An 18,090-nucleotide genomic window follows, 5' to 3' on the forward strand; every position below is an offset into this window, starting at 1 on the left:
CCTAACTGCTGGTGTAACTGCCTTGCTATGTCAAAAAGAAATTATTCGAATTTATTTTACCCGGATCAATAACCCGGATTTTGGTCAAGTACTGCGCCCCGGTTTCTTTCAATTTCTGACTGAGGTATTGGCCAAAGATTATATTTGGGATCTGCCGATGATGCATAAAAAGGATTGCATTTTATAATCCTGTCATACCATTTTCCTAAGCGCATTAGTGTCAATAGCCTTTTTTCCTCTGTACCCAGTTCCCTGATTCTTTCATCGAGAATATAATCAATATTAACATCACCTGCAGAAACCGGTGCTGCGCCAGACCTTGATCTCACTGCATTAATATCGTCAGCCGCAGCGGCTGCATTTCCGGCACCTAATTGAGCCTCTGCCCTCAGCAAATAAGTTTCAGCCAGTCTAAACATGTACTGATCCTGGTAGGTAAATCCTGCACCGCCCTTTAACGCCATTGGATAAGCACCTGAATAAAGATTTGCAGGATGATTTCCAGGGTCAGTGCATTTTGTCTGGTAGGGGTAAAGCGCCCTGCTTGGTACACCCGAGGTTAAAACAGCTCCGCTTGTACCCTTTGTTCCGGCAGGCAGATTATGAAAATCAATCTCCGTATTGTAATAAGGGCTTGCAGGGTTACTAGCCTTGAATTTCCTTACAAAATTGTGATTAGCATTCCTGATATCATTAACCGGATCAGATGCATAAACGCTGTCAATAAAGTATTTTGAAGGAGCAAAAAATCCTACTCCTCTTCCACCTGTATAATCACTGGTTGGCCACCGGAACGCAGCTATATTATCAATAGTTAAATCGCGTACAAGAGGTGCATGCACCCTTTCCAGCGAGAAACCATCGCCGCTTGCAAAACTGGTTGCTGTAGTTGCTGCTCCACCAGGTACATCAGCCTCAATCTGGACTACCCAGATAGCTTCCGTATTACCAGCTTTCCTGTTCTGATTGCCCCGGCGGAATAAATCCCAATAAACATCACCAGGGTTTTCATTCTTACGGGTACCGAACCTTGCTTTCATAAGATCTGTAGCAGGGTCATCAATGACAGCGGATGCGGCAGTTATCGCATTCTGAAATTGTCCGTCGGCCAGGTAAACTTCCGCCAGCAGATGTTGTGCAGCAAGGTTGGAAATTTCTCCGTCGAGTTTTACTGTTGTAATGCCTGGTAAATTGGCTACAGCGAAAGTCAGGTCTTCAATCACCTGTGTATATACGTCCTTACGGCTTGCTCTTACATAATCAACTTTTGGCTCTGTTACCTCTTCGGTTACCAATGGAACGCCGCCCCATATATAGGCCAGGCTTCTATAGGCAAAAGCCCTGAAGAAACGTCCCCTTGCTTCAAACAATGTTTTGTCTGCATCTGACATTTCTGATGCCGGAATACGACTTATAACTGTATTAGCTTCTGACACTATTTTATAAAGTGCCCGCCAATGCCGCTCCATGATACCTGAGGTTGGGCTGATTTCGCCGGAAAGATTCGCCGGAAAAGCAGCCGGAACATAAAATGCGATATCTGTTCTGTACTGGTATTCCATCGGATCATTATCATTTACTGTATAGAATTCGGCACGCACTAACCGGTACAGGTTATTAACTGACGCATTAAAATCGGCGGCTGTTTTAAAAGCATTTGTTGAACTTAAAAAGTCAAGCGGCGTTTCATCTAAAAATTCTTTCTTACACGAAAATGTTCCGGTAAGGAGTAAAGACAGTATTAAAAATGATTTTATTTTTTCCATATAGTAATTTTTACCGGTGTTTTAATTAAAAGGTTATATGAGCTCCGACCGTAATTGCCCTTAGCGCCGGCCTTCCGTCTAATAAAAGCCCGTCTGGAACATCAATAGTCCTGCCATCCCTGAAAACAGGAACAAGGGATTCCGGATCCCAACCTTCCCAATCGGTCCATGTCGCAAGGTTTTTTCCGCTCACATAAATATTGATCGCCTGTGCTTTGATTTTGTCAAGAATTTTAGGAGATAAGCTATAAGAAAGAGAAACATCCTGTAATCTTACAAAGCTTCTGCTTTCATAATTATTACCAGCTACTTTAGTCCGGCCGCCTGAGATGTTCCTGGGATATTTGCCGCCAGGATTCCGGGGTGACCAGAAATCAACTCCATTCAGTTCATTATTACGAACCGAATTGTCTTCACGAAAATACTCCCGTGTATTATCACCCAGGTATCCATCTTTTCCTCCCTGTATTGAGTTGAAGAAAAAGCTTAAAGAAAAATTCTTATAGGAAAGTGTATTGTACCAGCTCATCCGGTAAGCAGGCTCCTGCCGGCCAAGAAACATCCGGTCGGCAGCAGTAATGTCATTGTTTTTATCAAGATCAACGATCCTGTTACTACCAACCGGGAAGCCTGGTAATCTCGTATCATTTAGCTGGTAAATGTCATCAACCTTGTAATTAAAAATAGTTTGGATGGACTTACCAATGAACAGACCAGTTGACACAAGATCATCTTCTATGCCATCACCGTTTGCATCCACGCCGGTAAGTTTTTTGATTTTGTTTGTATTGGTCCAGAAATTAAATGTGGAAGACCATGTAAAATCTTTTTTGTCTATTATTTTATAAGTGAGTCCGGCCTCAAACCCCTGGTTATTAATTTTTCCAACGTTTGAAGCTATAAGGAGAAAACCTGTAACGGAAGGAATAGACACATCAAATAATAAGTCTTTGGTGTTATTATTATAATAATCCAGGGTACCTGTTACGCGGTTGTTCAAAAGGGTAAAGTCCAGGCCAAAATTCATACCTTCTGTTTTTTCCCATTTTAGGTTCGGGTTCTCAAGGGAATTTACTTGTTGACCAAATGCTGTACCACCACCATCACCAAAAACATAGGAAGAATTTGTACCAACACGGGAAAGTGACTGATACCTTTGGGTTTGGTTGCCAATTGCTCCATAACCGGCTCTTAACTTAAGAAAGTTCACAGCATTTACATTGGCCATAAACTTCTCACTTGAAATAATCCAGCCAAGAGCCACAGTAGGAAAAACCGCACTCTTAAAGTTTTCGGCAAAGCCAGAATATCCGTCCCTGCGTACCGTGGCTGTTAACAGGTACTTGTCATTATATTTATAGTTCACCCTTCCCATTTGATAGTTCAGGGATTCAGTATTTGCATTGGTAGTTATATTCTTGGTGGTGGCGCTTGAAAGATCGTTATAACTAAGGTTAAGCCGTGAAAAGCCTATCCCTTCAGCAAAAGTTCTGCTGTATTTTCTTTCAATGGCACCGTATAAGGCTGTAGCAGTTATATCGTGCCTGCCAAAACTTTTGGTATAAGTAAGGATGTTATCAAATGTATAATCATAATAACTCTGGTTTTCTTTATAGGCACGGCCCTGCAATCCGCCATCAAATTTGCTGGCGAAATAATGCTGGTCAGTCCTGTAGTTGTTTCCAAAATTCATTCTATAGTTTAACCCCTTAATAAAAGGAATATCCAGGTCAGAATAAATATTGGCAAAATAGTATTGGTGCCTGTCGTAATCATCCACATAATAAGTATTAAAGGGATTGGGCACTACGGTATTGGTTGGAAATGGTATTACATTGCCTGCTGAATCAAATGGCACCAGTACCGGCGATGCAATAGTCAAATTACCTAACGAAGGCTCTGCCCCATCCTGGTTAACGAAAGAACCGGATGATACCAACCCCACTTTCCACCAGTTCACCGGCCTCACTTCCAGGTTGGCCCGGATTGATTTTCTTTTAAACTTATCATTGATTATATGGCCTTTCTGATCTACCAGGCCACCAGAAAGGAGATAGGTAACCTTATCACCACCGCCTGAAAAGCTAAGGGTGTTTTCAAAAATAGATCCAGTATTAACTCCGGCATCCCACCAATCAAAATCATTGGGCAGTACTTCTGTTCTTGTTGCATTAACCATTGTTGGATCCATTACGGAAGCAACATTAAAGCCTGGATTGGGTGTTGTATAATCGGGACCCTGAAAAGCCTGGGTATAAAATGCATCTTTAAATTGTTCCAAATACTCGTCATGGTTTAACGGTCTCAGATCAACAGTTGGGTTTTGAGTAGTATAAGCAGTTGAAAAAGCTATACGCGGTTTTTGATTATACTTGCCTTTTCTGGAAGTAATAAGAATAACCCCGTTTGCCGCCTGTGCGCCATATACGGCTGTTGAACTGGCGTCTTTCAGCACATCAATTGATGCAATATCATCGGGGTTGATGGAAGATAATGAACCGGTGTATTGAACACCGTCAATGATGATTAAAACATTCTGACTGCCATTAATTGTAACCCGGCCACGAATGGAAATAGGAGGAGTGCCGCCTGCAAACGTTGATAACCCTACATTGAGACCAGGTACCGTTCCCTGGAGAAACTGGCCGATATTAGTATTAGGTGCATTGCCCATTGCTTCAAGATTAACTCTTGTAACGGAACCAGTAACATCTATTTTCTTCTGGGTTCCATAACCGACAACGATTACTTCAGTTTCTGTTTTTGCCAGGCTTACGAGGCTTACATCCAACGTTTGCCTGTTATTAATTCCGATCTCTTGTGGGGTATAATTAATAGCGGTAATTATTAATGTACCATTGGAAGGTACCGTGATCTCATAGTTACCATTCTCATTGGTTGTGGTGCCGGTCTTACTTCCTTTAACAGTAACAGAAGTATTTGGTACAGACTCACCACTCTCATTGGTAATCCGGCCCTTAACACGAATGTTGCTTTGGGCTGACAGAGGCATCGACTCAAAAGCAAAAAGGATACATAATAACCAAGTTATTGTTCTTTCGAATAACCGGCTTTTCTGCAGGCAGATTTGTTTTAAATTCTCTTTGAATAAAACTTTCATAAACAGCAATTTTTTTTGAGTTTAAGTTTGGAAAGTTGGTAACCAACTTGTCAAAATTTTTACTGGTAGCTCTTTTTCATCGGGATGGAATCATTTCAGCCAACCATTAGCGGCCTAAGCCGTCGCAGCGGGTAACTGAGCTGTAGCCGCTCAAGTCCGGCGATTGCGCTAAAAACAAGTAAGAAAAAAAGGAAAAGACCCCGGATGAAAATGGGGAGAGGAACGAAACCCTGTTTCGGAAAGGGTTTCAGCTCATTCAACAGATTTCTCTTTGTAGTTATGGCAAGCATGAAATTGAATTGGCAATCCGAATGTAAAGACATTTTTTTAAAAATTGCAACCGATTGCAATTTTTTTTTCAAATAATGCTTCCGTTATTTGTAAAACAATGGACTAAGCATGGCGGATGAAAGAGAAATAACGATCTATGATATTGCAAAACACCTGAACATTTCGGCTACCACCGTTAGTCGTGGTCTAAAAGATCATCCTGCCATTAATAAGCATACAAGAAAGAAAATAGCCGATGCCGCCAGCTTTTTAGGCTATCGCTCCAATACATTTGCCAGCAGTTTGCGTAGCAAGAAAACCCACACTATCGGGGTAATAGTACCGAGGCTAAACAGTTATTTCATGTCGTCTGTATTGGCGGGTATGGAAAATGCAGCAAGCCAGGAAAACTATAACCTCATCATCAGCCAGTCGCTTGAAAAACTGGAAAAAGAAGTATCAAATGTGCAGACCATGTTCAACAACCGGGTGGATGGATTGCTGGCATCATTGGCTTATGACACAAAGAATATCGATCATTTTGAGCCTTTCTTTAAGAAAGGCATCCCGGTTGTTTTCTTCGACCGGGTCTACCCACACAATGACAGTACCAGCGTAGTAATTGACAACTATAAAGCGGCCTACGATGTCACGAAACACCTGATAGATCAGGGTTGCAGCCGACTAATGCATCTTGGCGGCAATACGTTGCGCAATGTGTATGCCGACAGGCTTCGTGGCTTTAAACAAGCCCTGGCTGATCACCACCTGCCCTTCGATGAAAAGAAATCGGTTTTTATCAGTACCCTGAGTGAGGATGCCGGTAATAAAGCGGCGGAACTGATTTTGAAAATGGCGAAGAAACCCGATGCTGTTTTCTCTGCCAATGATACGGCTGCTGTTTTTTGTATGAAGAGATTGAAGGAAGCTGGTATAAAAATACCGGCTGATATCGCTTTTGCCGGCTTTAACAATGACCCCATCAGCAAAATCATCGAACCCAACCTTACTACGGTTAATTACTCCGGTTATGATATAGGCCAGGCAGCTGTTACCAGTTTGATAGGTCATCTTGCCGGCATCTCCAATGTAAAAACAACTAATACCATCATCCTCCGTGCGGATCTTATCATCCGTGCCTCATCATTAAAAAATAAAAATTTGTAATTGATCATTTTTTTTCGATTTTTATGCAACCGATTGCAAAATGAAACCAAAGAAAGACGTTACTATTTATGATATTGCCCAACAGCTCGACCTTTCATCAGCAACCGTAAGCCGTGCTTTACAGGATCATCCCGCTATTAATAAAAACACCCGCAAAAAAATAAAAGACACCGCTAAGGAGCTGGGTTACCGGCATAATAATTTTGCCAGCAACCTGCGCAAACAAAAAACAAACACCATCGGTGTTATTGTACACGAATTGAACAGTAACTTCATTACCTCTGTACTCGCCGGTATTGAAAAAGTGACAACAGATGCAGGTTATGATTTGATCATCGCCCATTCATCAGAAAGCTATGAGAAAGAAGCCGCCAACGCATTGAATCTTTTTCATAAACGGGTTGATGGGGTGATCGCTTCGCTGGCATTTGATACAACCGGACTTGATCATTTCAAGCCGCTTGAAGACAAAGGCATTCCCGTTATCTTTTTTGACCGCGTGGAAGAAAGCAGTGAAACAACCAAAGTCGTCATTGACAATTATAAATGCGGCTATGAAGCCACACAGCATTTAATTGATCAGGGTTGTAAAAGAATAATATTGGTCACTGCAAACCTGAAGCGAAATGTGTATGCGCAGCGGCACAGGGGATATATGGAAGCTCTGCTTGATAATGGCATCAGCTATGAAAAAGACCTGGTGCTGATAAAAGACCTTAGCGAACAATGCGGCGTTGAGGCAGCCCTGCAAATTTTAAAAATGAAACCAATGCCCGACGGAGCTTTTATCACCAACGACTTTTCAGCAGCGGTTTGCATGCAGACATTGAAAGATCATGGTGTACGCATCCCGGGGGATATAGCAATAGCAGGCTTTAACAATGATGCGATCAGCAAAATCGTGGAACCGCAGCTTACCACCATTCACTATCCGGGTATGGATATGGGAGAAATAGCGGCCCGCAATTTAATTAGTCACTTAACAGGACGATCCAATATCAGGCATACACAAACCATCGTGGTGAGATCGGAACTGATCATCCGGAAGTCATCGTTAAAAAAGCAAAACCATTTTAAACATAGCTGTTCACTATGAAAAAAACATTTCTTTTCATATGGTTGCTTTGTACTATCACTGTCAATGCAGAGGATGGTTACCGGCTATGGCTTCGCTATGATAAAATAGATAATGCTGCACTGCTTCAACAATACCGGAATACGATTTCAGGAGTTTTGATCAATGCCACTACTGCTACTTTAAAAGCGGCCAAAGAAGAATTATACAATGGCTTGAGTGGCTTGCTGGCAAAAAAAACGATTGGCTTGTCATCAATAACAGATAAATGCATTCTAGCCGGAACGCCGGCCTCATCTCCTGCCCTTCAATCACTCGTATCCGCTAATGACTTACAAAAACTCACTGGTGAAGGATTTCTTGTTCAAACTAAACTAGCAGGCAGGAAAAAAATAATTGTTATCGCGGGGAATACTGATAAAGCCGTTTTATACGGCATATTTCATTTTCTACGCCTTCTACAAACACAACAGTCAATCACCCAACTTGCTATTGTAAGCATACCTAAAATAAAAAACAGGATATTAAATCACTGGGACAATCTGGATCGCACCGTAGAAAGAGGTTATGCCGGTTTTTCCATTTGGAACTGGCATACCTTACCAGGGTATATTGATCAACGCTATATTGATTATGCAAGAGCTAATGCATCCATCGGCATCAATGGAACAGTGCTTACCAATGTAAATGCCAATGCCTATCTATTAAAAAAACCATGGCTCGAAAAAGTGAAAGCACTGGCGGATGTGTTCCGGGTATATGGTATCAAAGTTTATCTCACTGCCCGCTTTAGTGCACCGATAGAAATAGGCGGCTTAAAAACAGCTGATCCATTAAATGATACGGTGCAGCAATGGTGGAACAATAAGGTGAAAGAAATTTATGAACTCATCCCCGACTTCGGTGGTTTCCTGGTAAAGGCAAATTCCGAAGGACAACCAGGCCCGCAAAACTATCACCGCACACATGCTGACGGCGCCAATATGCTGGCCGATGCTTTGGAGCCATTTAACGGTATCGTGATGTGGCGTGCATTTGTGTATGGAGAACAATCGGATGATCGTTTCAAACAGGCTTACGAAGAGTTTCAACCCCTGGATGGAAAGTTTAAACAAAACGTATTGGTGCAGGTAAAAAATGGCCCGATAGATTTTCAACCTCGGGAACCTTTCTCTCCATTATTCGGCGCGATGAAAAAGACACCCGTGATGATGGAATTCCAAATCACGCAGGAATATCTAGGGCAGGGAACGCACCTGGTGTATGAAGCACCGATGTTTAAAGAAGTGCTGGATGCCGATACCTGGTCAAAGGGCAAAGGTTCACTGGTTTCACGGATAGTAGATGGAAGTTTATATACCTTCTCGTTGAATGGAATAGCAGGGGTTGCTAATATTGGCAACGACAGGAATTGGACCGGTCACCTGTTTGGTCAGTCTAACTGGTATACCTTTGGCCGGCTTGCCTGGGATTATACACTCAGCGGCGAAACAATAGCGGATGAATGGATACGACAGACTTTCAATAACAATGCAGATTTCATTGCAGCAACAAAAAAAATCATGTTAGCCTCGCATGAAACCATGGTAAACTATATGACGCCATTGGGCCTCCATCATATCATGGGTAACGGCCATCATTATGGGCCGGCACCCTGGAGCAATAATTTACCCAGGCCCGACTGGAATCCTGTTTATTATCATAAAGCAGATTCCACCGGAATAGGCTTTGATCGTACGGCTAAAGGTTCTAATGCTTTAGCGCAATATGCCCCGGAAGTAAGAAAACAATTCGAAGACCTTAACACCTGTGATGAAAAATACCTGTTATGGTTTCATCATGTGAGCTGGAAACATCCGATGAAATCCGGCAGGTCGCTGTGGGAAGAACTCTGCTATCATTATTATAAAGGAGTTAACGATATCCGAAACATGCAGCAGCAATGGAACTTATTGGAAAAATATCTTGACGCCGAACGATTCCGCCAGGTGAAAATGTTACTGGCTATACAGGAACAGGAAGCAGTATGGTGGCGAAATGCCTGCCTGCTTTACTTTCAATCATTCAGCGGCATGCCAATACCTGGCAAATATGAACAACCTGGCAAAACATTAGAGTATTATAAAAAATTGAAATTTCCTTATGCACCGGGAAACTGATTCTATCCAGAACAGTCCGGCTACAATTAGAAATGTATGAGTACAGAAAATAACAAGGTCGCTGTTATTACCGGGGGTGGCTCCGGGCTTGGTTTTGCTATGACGAAAAAGTTTGTTGAAGAAAACATTCATACCATCATCATTGGCCGCGATGAAAAAAAATTGAACGCCGCAAAAAATGAGTTGGGAAATAAGTGTTACCCGATGATATGTGATATCACTGATCTAAAATCCATTCCAGGTTTGGTCGCGGATATTATTAAGAATTTTGGCCATATCGACATTCTCGTTAACAATGCGGGCATCAACATGAAAAAGGCTTTTACAGAAGTAAGCGATGAAGAATTTCAACGAGTGCTTACCACCAATCTTTGTTCCGTGTTTGCTATTTCCAGAGAAGTGAGTAAGCACATGCTGACCAAAGGAAAAGGTTCTATCATCAATATCAGTTCTATGGCGGCACAGTACGGCATACCACTGGTAGTAGCTTATAGTGCCAGCAAAACAGCCATCGAAGGAATGACAAGAGCCATGGCAGTGGAACTTTCGCCGAAAGGTATTCGGGTTAATGCCATTGCTCCGGGCTTTATCGTAACGGCAATGACGGATGCAGCCCTAAACGCGGACCCGGAAAGAAAAGCAAAAGTATTCAGCCGGACACCGATGGGCCATATGGGCCAGCCAGCTGATATAGCAGAAACAGCTTTTTTCCTGGCCAGCGACTCGGCAAAATATATCACCGGCGTGGTATTGCCCGTAGATGGCGGCAATAGTATCGGGTTTTAAAAAAAACCCGCCCCTAAAGGGGAGTCATGGAAACAATACTTAATTGAAAAACGCTTAATAAAACAACAAAAATGAAACCAACATTCCGATTGCTGTCAATTATCGTCGCTGCCTCGCTGGCAAGCTGCAATAACGAATCAAAAGAAAATAAGGAACAAACTGCTGCTGATACAACAAAGCAGCAAACGAAGAAAGAATATCTTTCTCAGCCATTGGTATCGCATATCTATACTGCTGATCCATCAGCCCATGTATTCAATGGCCGCATTTATATTTACCCTTCGCATGATACGGCTACCGGCACCAAAGAAGATGATTTAGGAAGTCATTTTGATATGCGGGATTATCATGTGTTGTCAATGGACTCAATTGGCGGGTCGATAACGGATCATGGCGTAGCGTTGGATATTAAAGATGTTTCCTGGGCGGGCCGGCAAATGTGGGCTCCTGACGCAGCTTTTGCCAACGGAAAATATTATTTGTATTTCCCGGTAAAAAACAAACAGGATGTTTTTCAAATTGGCGTGGCTGTCGGCGACAAACCCGAAGGGCCATTTACTGCAGAGAAGGAGCCTATCAAAAATAGTTACAGTATCGACCCAACCGTGTTTAAAGATGACAACGGAAAATATTATATGTACTTCGGCGGCATCTGGGGCGGCCAACTGCAACGCTGGAACAATAATAAATATGATTCAGCTGCCGGCAACCGGAAACCAGAAGAGCCAGCCATCTTACCAAGAATAGCAAGGCTGAATACAGATATGAAAAGTTTTGCTGAACCCGTAAAAGAAATCAAGATCGTTGATAAAGATGGCAAACCTTTTACAGAGAAAGATAATGATAAACGTTTCTTTGAAGCAGCCTGGATGCATAAGTATAACGGCAAATATTATTTATCATATTCAACCGGTGATACACATTTTCTTTGTTATGCCACCGGTGACAATCCTTACGGACCTTTCACTTACCAGGGTGTGATTTTAAATCCTGTAGAAGGATGGACCAATCACCATTCCATTATTGAGTTCAACGGCAAATGGTATTTGTTTTATCATGACACGCAATTATCAGGCAAGACTCATCTGCGAAATGTGAAGGTAACTGAATTAAGATATAATGCAGACGGAAGCATACAGCCATTGACAGCACAGAAATAGTTTCTACCGCAAAAATTAAAGCAAATGAAAAAGGTTTTTTCAACATCCCTTTTGATTACGCAATTCATTTTCTGCTTCGCACAGCAGCAGGAAAAAGGATTAAAAGATTATTACAAAGACTATTTCACCACAGGTGTGGCGGTATCTCCCCGGGCCTTGCAAACGGATGAAGCTTCGCTGATTGTGCAGCAATTCGGGAGCATGACTCCTGAAAATGCGATGAAGATGGGCCCGATTCACCCCGAGGAAAATAAATATAACTGGGCAGGCGGCGATTCGATCGCTGCCTTTGCCAAAAGAAACAACATGAAGTTGCGTGGACATACTCTGTGCTGGCACAACCAAACACCACGCTGGTTTTTCACCACTGCAACTGGCGATACCGTTACCAAAGAAGTTTTGTTGCAGCGGCTTAAAGAGCATATTACTACTGTTGTAACAAGGTACAAAGATGTGATCTACGCCTGGGATGTAGTAAATGAAGTTATCTCTGATAACCCCAATGAGTTTTACAGAAATTCTGCCTTGTACCGGATATGCGGTGAAGAGTTTATTGCCAAAGCATTCGAATATGCACATACAGCTGATCCAAAAGCTTTGCTTTTCTACAATGATTACAATGAAATCAACCCCGTAAAACGAGACAAGATTTTTAAACTGGTAAAAGGTCTGAAGGATAAAGGTGTCCCTATTCATGGCGTCGGGTTGCAGGGACATTGGTCCATCTATGAACCAACGGAAGAAGTGCTGACAGCCACGCTGGAAAAATTCAAAGGACTCGGCTTACAGGCACAGGTAACAGAGCTCGATATTTCTGTTTACCCCAAAGAGCATAGCCGCAGGGAAAGAAAGTCGGAGGATGCCGATGCAAACTATACTGCAGAGCGGGAAGCCAAACAGGTGGAAATGTATAAGATGTTATTCCGCGTATTCAGGAATTATAAAAATGTATTGACCAGTGTTACGTTCTGGAATATCAGCGACCGTACCAGTTGGCTGGATAATTTTCCCGTGCCGCAAAGAAAGGATTATCCATTATTGTTTGATAAAGAGTTGAAACCGAAGAAAGCTTTTTGGGAAGTAGTGAAGTTTTGAGTGCATTGAAATAAAATTATTCAACTAATAAGAAGTGTCAATTGCCAGGCTTAAAAAATACTTTGATGAAAAAAAACCTTTTTCTTTTTTTGTTTAGTTTTTCGCTGCTCATTGCAAGATCACAGTCATTCCAAAATCCAATACTGGCAGGCTACTACCCCGACCCCAGTATATGCCGTGCCGGCGAAGACTATTATATTGTCAATTCTTCCTTTGCCTATTACCCGGGTTTACCGATTTTCCACAGTAACGACTTATTGAATTGGAAACAGGTTGGCTATGCCATGGACCGGCCGGAGCAATTGAATCTTGATGGCGCAGGTGTATCAAGAGGTTTGTTTGCCCCTGCTATTACCTATCACAACGGCACCTTTTATATTGTTTGTACCGAAGTGAGCAAGCTGGGCAATTTTGTCATTACAGCAAAAGATCCCAAAGGACCATGGAGTAACCCGGTAAAACTGCCACAGGTAAATGGCATCGATCCCTCCATTTTTTTTGATGATAACGGCAAAACCTACATCGTATTCAACAGTATTCCGCCGAATAACATTTCACTGCACAATGGGCACCGTACTATCCGCATGTTTGAATTTGACCCTGTAAACCTCAAAACAATTGGTGAAGAAAAGTTATTGATAAACGGCGGCACAGATATGGCCAAAAAACCGGTATGGATAGAAGCACCGCATATCATAAAAAAAGATGATTGGTATTACCTGATCTGCGCAGAAGGCGGCACCGGTTACAATCACTCTGAAGTAGTATTCAGAAGTAAGTCGCCGGAAGGCCCATTTGTTTCTTATGAAAATAATCCAATACTTACCCAACGCCAGCTTGATCCTAACAGAAAAAATCTGGTGACCACAGCCGGGCATGCCGATTTTGTGGAAGGAAAAGATGGCAAATGGTGGGCCGTGTTTTTAGCTTGTCGTCCCTATGAAGGGGATTATTATAATACAGGCAGGGAAACATTTATGGCGCCAGTTATATGGAAAGATGGCTGGCCAGTATTTGACCTTGGCGGTGAAGAGGTAAAATACTCTTACCCCATCAATGCTGTTGCAGACCCTAAAGGAGAACTATTCAATGGCAATTATCTTTTCCATGATGAGTTCAATAGCAATAACCTCAACATCCGCTACCAGTTTTTAAGAACAGTGCGGGAACAATGGTATAACCTCACCGACAAACCAGGTTCCCTGACGTTGAAGCTTCGTCCCGAAACCTGCGATGGAAAAGACAATCCTTCCTTCGTCGGCTTTCACCAACCGCATCTGAAAGGTTATGCTGCCACCTCGTTGAGCTTTGTTCCGAAAGCGGAAAACGAAAAGGCGGGCCTGTTACTTTTTCAAAATGAACAAACCTATTACTACCTGTGCAAATCAATAAGAGATGGAAAGCCGGCAGTGGAGCTATATAAAGGAACAGAACTGGTAAGCAGCAAAATTCTTGATGAGAAGGATAAGGATATTGATTTTAAGATAGAGGCAAAAGGACACCAGTATGCCTTTTATTATGCACTGAAAAAAGATAAATGGCAATTACTGTTGGATAATGTCGATGCAAAATACCTGAGTACGAAATCGGCTGGAGGTTTTGTAGGCTGCCTTTACAGTATGTATACAACATCCAATGGCAAAACTTCCGATAATGTTGCCGCGTACAATTGGTTTGAAATTAAAAATGATGATGACGTTTATAAATAATTTTCACTTCTGCATATGAAAAAAATTATAACGATTGCACTATTGCTGGTCTTTACCAAGGCCCGTACGCAGGATTACAAATCGTTCCCGATGTGGAATCACCGGCTGCCTGTTGAACAGCGGGTGAATGATTTGGTCGGCAGGCTAACCTTAGAAGAAAAGGTGGCGCAAATGATGAACCATGCACCGGCCATTGAAAAACTTGGCATACCGGCATACGACTGGTGGAATGAAGTATTGCACGGGGTGGCCAGAACACCGTACCGGGTCACTGTCTTTCCGCAGGCCATTGGCATGGCTGCAACCTGGGATACAACATCCTTTTTTAAGATGGCTGATTACGCAGCATTGGAAGGAAGAGCCGTTTATAATAAAGCCGTACAACAGGGCCGTGCAGGTGAACGTTACCTTGGATTGACTTACTGGACTCCGAACATCAATATATTCCGTGACCCCCGCTGGGGCCGCGGACAGGAAACATATGGAGAAGATCCTTTTTTAACAGCTAAGCTCGGTGCAGCATTTGTTCGTGGATTGCAGGGCGATGATCCGAAATACTTAAAAGCGGCTGCCTGCGCCAAACACTATGCTGTGCATAGCGGGCCGGAGCCCTTACGGCATGTGTTCAATGCAGATGTGAGTGATTATGACCTGTGGGATACTTACCTGCCTGCGTTCAAGGAATTGGTAACAAAGGCAAATGTGGCGGGTGTAATGTGTGCTTATAATGCATGGAAAAAACAACCCTGCTGCGGAAGTGACCAGTTAATGGTTGATATCCTCCGCAAACAATGGAAGTTTACCGGCTATGTTACATCTGACTGCTGGGCAATAGATGATTTTTATAAAAATCATAAAACACATCCCGATGCCGCAACAGCAAGTGCAGATGCGGTGATGCATGGCACCGACGTGGATTGCGGCACTGCTTCATTCCTTGCTCTGGTGGATGCAGTAAAAAAAGGTTTGATAAAAGAAGAACAGATAGATATCAGCATCAAACGACTTTTTATTATTCGTTATCGCCTTGGTTTGTTTGATCCTGTCAGCGAAGTGAAGTATGCGCAAACACCACAACGTGTATTAGAGAGTGCGCCACACAAAGCACATGCACTGAAGATGGCGCGGCAAAGTATTGTACTCCTGAAGAATTCAAACAATACTTTACCATTGTCAAAGAAAATAAAAAAGATAGCCATCATTGGGCCGAACGCCGACAATAAGATAGCGGTACTGGGAAATTACAATGGTATCCCTTCTGAAATAACAACCGTGCTCGAGGGGATAAAACAGAAGTTGGGGAATGAAGTCGAAATCGTTTATGAAAAGGCACTCAATTTTACCAATGATACGCTATTGGCTTATGCGGATGTCAACAACCAATACTCCATCGATGGCAAAAAAGGTTTTAAAGCAGAATACTACAATAATGTCAACCTGCAGGGCGAAGCCATCACGACGATGGAAAACAATCTAGATAAATCCTGGCAGGAAGGTGAAGCAGTAACCGGCAATATAAGAGCCAATAATTTTTCTGCAAGATATACTTCGCATTACACCGCTGATAAAGACGGTGAAATTAGTTTTGAGATAGAAGCCGATGATGGTTACAGAGTTTTTATTGATGATAAAGAAGTATTGAATGCCTGGCTGCGTAATCGCTGGGGTGCCCGTACACATCGCCAGCCTATACAAAAAGGAAAACAATACAAAATTGTAGTAGAATACTGGCAGGGCGAGGGCAAAGGCAATGTAAGATTGAGCGCAGGGAATTTTGAACGTTTTGATCTAAGCAGCTTCATCAACCGCATTAACGATGCAGATGCGATCATCTATGTCGGCGGCATCAGCCCGCAACTGGAAGGCGAAGAAATGCAGGTAAATTATCCGGGTTTTAATGGTGGCGACAGAACTTCTATTTTATTGCCGCAGATACAAACCGATGTGATGAAGGCATTGCATGCAACAGGTCGTCCAGTTGTATTTGTGATGATGACCGGCAGTGCAATAGCGATCCCTTGGGAGAATGAAAATATTCCCGCCATTATCAATGCATGGTACGGCGGGCAAAGTGCCGGCACTGCCGTTGCCGATGTATTGTTTGGCGATTATAATCCTGCAGGACGTTTGTCGGTGACATTTTATAAAAGCGACAGCGACCTTCCTGATTTCAACAGCTACAATATGGCCAATCGCACCTATCGTTATTTTAAAGGTGAAGCATTGTATCCGTTTGGTTACGGATTGAGTTATACAAATTTTACCTACAGTAATCTAACGGTTCCTTCGACAAGTAAAACAGGAAAAAATATTACAGTCAGTGTCAGGGTTACCAATACCGGCAAACTAAACGGAGAAGAAGTAATACAACTTTATGTTTCCAACCAACCCAATACTATTCAGGCACCCCTGAAAGCACTCAAAGGATTTAAAAGAATTTCATTGCAAGCCGGCGAAAGCAGGATAGTTCAATTTCAACTAACGCCTGAAGACATTTCCGTCACGGATGGCAAAGGCGGATTGAAACCATTAAAGGGAAAAATTTCTATCAGCGTTGGTGGCGGGCAACCGGGAGTAAAAAATAAAACAACCAGCAATGTACTTGTCAAAACCATTTCAGTTTTATAACCATGATGAACCGAATTACCTTACTATCACTAATTATTACCTGCTTTTTAACCCCAAAAAGCCTGGCTCAAAAAATGGAGCTGAATGATAACAATGGCACCCTCACCTTTCGTACAGGCAATAAAGATCTGCTGAGCTACCAGTATAAAACTGTGTATCCGCCTGCGGGCCAGGATACCAATTATAAGCGAAGTGGTTTTATCCATCCGCTTTATACGCCGCATGGCCAGGTGCTGACAAGAATACAGCCACCAGATCATTATCACCACTATGGTATATGGAATCCCTGGACACATACCCTGTTTGAAAATGACACCGTTGATTTCTGGAACATAAAAGGCCGGCAAGGAACTGTTCGCTTTGCAAAATTTATTTCGAAAACGAGGGCATTGGAATTTTCTGAGTTTACGGCTTTACATGAACATGTGGTATTTAAAAAAGATGGTTCCGAAAAAGTTGCTTTAAATGAATTGCAAACAGTACGGGTTTATAATCCGAAACCCGACAGTAATTATTATATCGTTGATATTACTTCTAAAATGAGTTGCGCTTCACAAAGTCCTTTGTTGATCCTTGCTTACCGTTATGCCGGTTTGGGATGGAGAGCCACGGAATATTGGGATAAAAACAATTCGGAAATGCTCACGTCTGAAGGAAAAACGAGAGACAGTACGGATAACACAAAAGGGAGATGGATCGTAGTGTATGGCGCCTTACCGGGTAACGATGAAGGTGGTATCGTAATGGTATCGCATCCTTCGAATTATAATCATCCCGAGCCCTTGCGTATCTGGGACAAGAAAGCAAATGGCGGAAGGGGCGATGTGTTTGCCAATTTTGCACCGACAAAAGATAAGGATTGGTTATTGGAACCGGGAAAGACTTATACGTTGAAATATAGATTGATTGTATTTAATGGAAAGATGACAAAAGAAAAAGCGGAAAATGCATGGAGGAGTTTTGCAAACCCCCAAACCCCCTAAAAGGGGCTTGCTGTGCACAGGCCTCGCTTTTCGACGATTCAAAACGTCATCAGAGTCTTTGAAAACGTTGAGTGGCGACCTCACCTAACCTCTCCAAAGGAGAGGAACAACGCACAAACCTCGCTTTTCGAAAACTTCGAAATTAATCGGAGTTTTCAAAAGTGTTGAGTA

Annotated in this window: 11 protein-coding genes; 9 read left to right on the top strand and 2 right to left on the bottom strand. The window is 42.5% G+C overall.

Annotated elements, in window-relative coordinates:
• Positions 1-65: 65 nt before the first annotated feature.
• Both ACFEL9_RS03605 and ACFEL9_RS03610 read right to left on the bottom strand, forming a co-directional pair.
• Entirely contained in the window at positions 66-1,766 is a 1,701-nt protein-coding gene (locus tag ACFEL9_RS03605; RefSeq protein ID WP_385886203.1) for a RagB/SusD family nutrient uptake outer membrane protein, read from the bottom strand.
• Between the two features lie 25 nt (positions 1,767-1,791).
• Positions 1,792-4,887 carry a SusC/RagA family TonB-linked outer membrane protein gene (locus tag ACFEL9_RS03610; RefSeq protein WP_385886205.1) on the bottom strand — a complete coding sequence of 1,032 codons (3,096 nt, stop codon included), beginning with the start codon at positions 4,885-4,887 and terminating at the stop codon, positions 1,792-1,794.
• Positions 4,888-5,286: 399 nt separating this feature from the next.
• Here ACFEL9_RS03610 and ACFEL9_RS03615 point away from each other — a divergent pair, with 399 nt between their 5' ends.
• The 9 genes from ACFEL9_RS03615 (at position 5,287) to ACFEL9_RS03655 (ending at position 17,919) form a co-directional block, all read left to right on the top strand.
• Positions 5,287-6,324 (top strand): LacI family DNA-binding transcriptional regulator, encoded by a 1,038-nt coding sequence (locus ACFEL9_RS03615; RefSeq protein ID WP_385886207.1) that lies wholly within the window; start codon positions 5,287-5,289, stop codon positions 6,322-6,324.
• Between the two features lie 40 nt (positions 6,325-6,364).
• Entirely contained in the window at positions 6,365-7,420 is a 1,056-nt protein-coding gene (locus ACFEL9_RS03620) for a LacI family DNA-binding transcriptional regulator (RefSeq protein WP_385886208.1), read from the top strand.
• Complete coding sequence (locus ACFEL9_RS03625) at positions 7,417-9,558, top strand: alpha-glucuronidase family glycosyl hydrolase (protein ID WP_385886210.1); 2,142 nt, start codon at positions 7,417-7,419, stop codon at positions 9,556-9,558. Before ACFEL9_RS03620 ends, ACFEL9_RS03625 begins: the two co-directional genes overlap by 4 nt.
• A 36-nt stretch (positions 9,559-9,594) precedes the next feature.
• Positions 9,595-10,344, top strand: coding sequence for an SDR family NAD(P)-dependent oxidoreductase (locus ACFEL9_RS03630; RefSeq protein ID WP_385886211.1), 750 nt, complete (start codon positions 9,595-9,597; stop codon positions 10,342-10,344).
• 71 nt (positions 10,345-10,415) lie between these two features.
• A complete protein-coding gene (locus ACFEL9_RS03635) occupies positions 10,416-11,504 on the top strand; it encodes a glycoside hydrolase family 43 protein (protein WP_385886212.1) in 1,089 nt (362 codons plus the stop codon).
• Between the two features lie 24 nt (positions 11,505-11,528).
• Positions 11,529-12,599: an endo-1,4-beta-xylanase gene (locus tag ACFEL9_RS03640; RefSeq protein ID WP_385886214.1), complete on the top strand. Its 1,071-nt coding sequence runs from the start codon at positions 11,529-11,531 to the stop codon at positions 12,597-12,599.
• 65 nt (positions 12,600-12,664) lie between these two features.
• On the top strand, positions 12,665-14,308 hold the full coding sequence (locus ACFEL9_RS03645; RefSeq protein ID WP_385886216.1) for a glycoside hydrolase family 43 protein: 1,644 nt from the start codon (positions 12,665-12,667) through the stop codon (positions 14,306-14,308).
• A 15-nt stretch (positions 14,309-14,323) separates the two neighbouring features.
• Positions 14,324-16,936 carry a glycoside hydrolase family 3 C-terminal domain-containing protein gene (locus tag ACFEL9_RS03650; protein WP_385886218.1) on the top strand — a complete coding sequence of 871 codons (2,613 nt, stop codon included), beginning with the start codon at positions 14,324-14,326 and terminating at the stop codon, positions 16,934-16,936.
• Positions 16,937-16,938: 2 nt separating this feature from the next.
• Positions 16,939-17,919, top strand: coding sequence for a DUF6807 domain-containing protein (locus ACFEL9_RS03655; protein WP_385886220.1), 981 nt, complete (start codon positions 16,939-16,941; stop codon positions 17,917-17,919).
• Positions 17,920-18,090: the final 171 nt, after the last annotated feature.

Source organism: Terrimonas alba (genome assembly GCF_042434975.1).
GTDB classification, from domain to species: domain Bacteria; phylum Bacteroidota; class Bacteroidia; order Chitinophagales; family Chitinophagaceae; genus Terrimonas_B; species Terrimonas_B alba.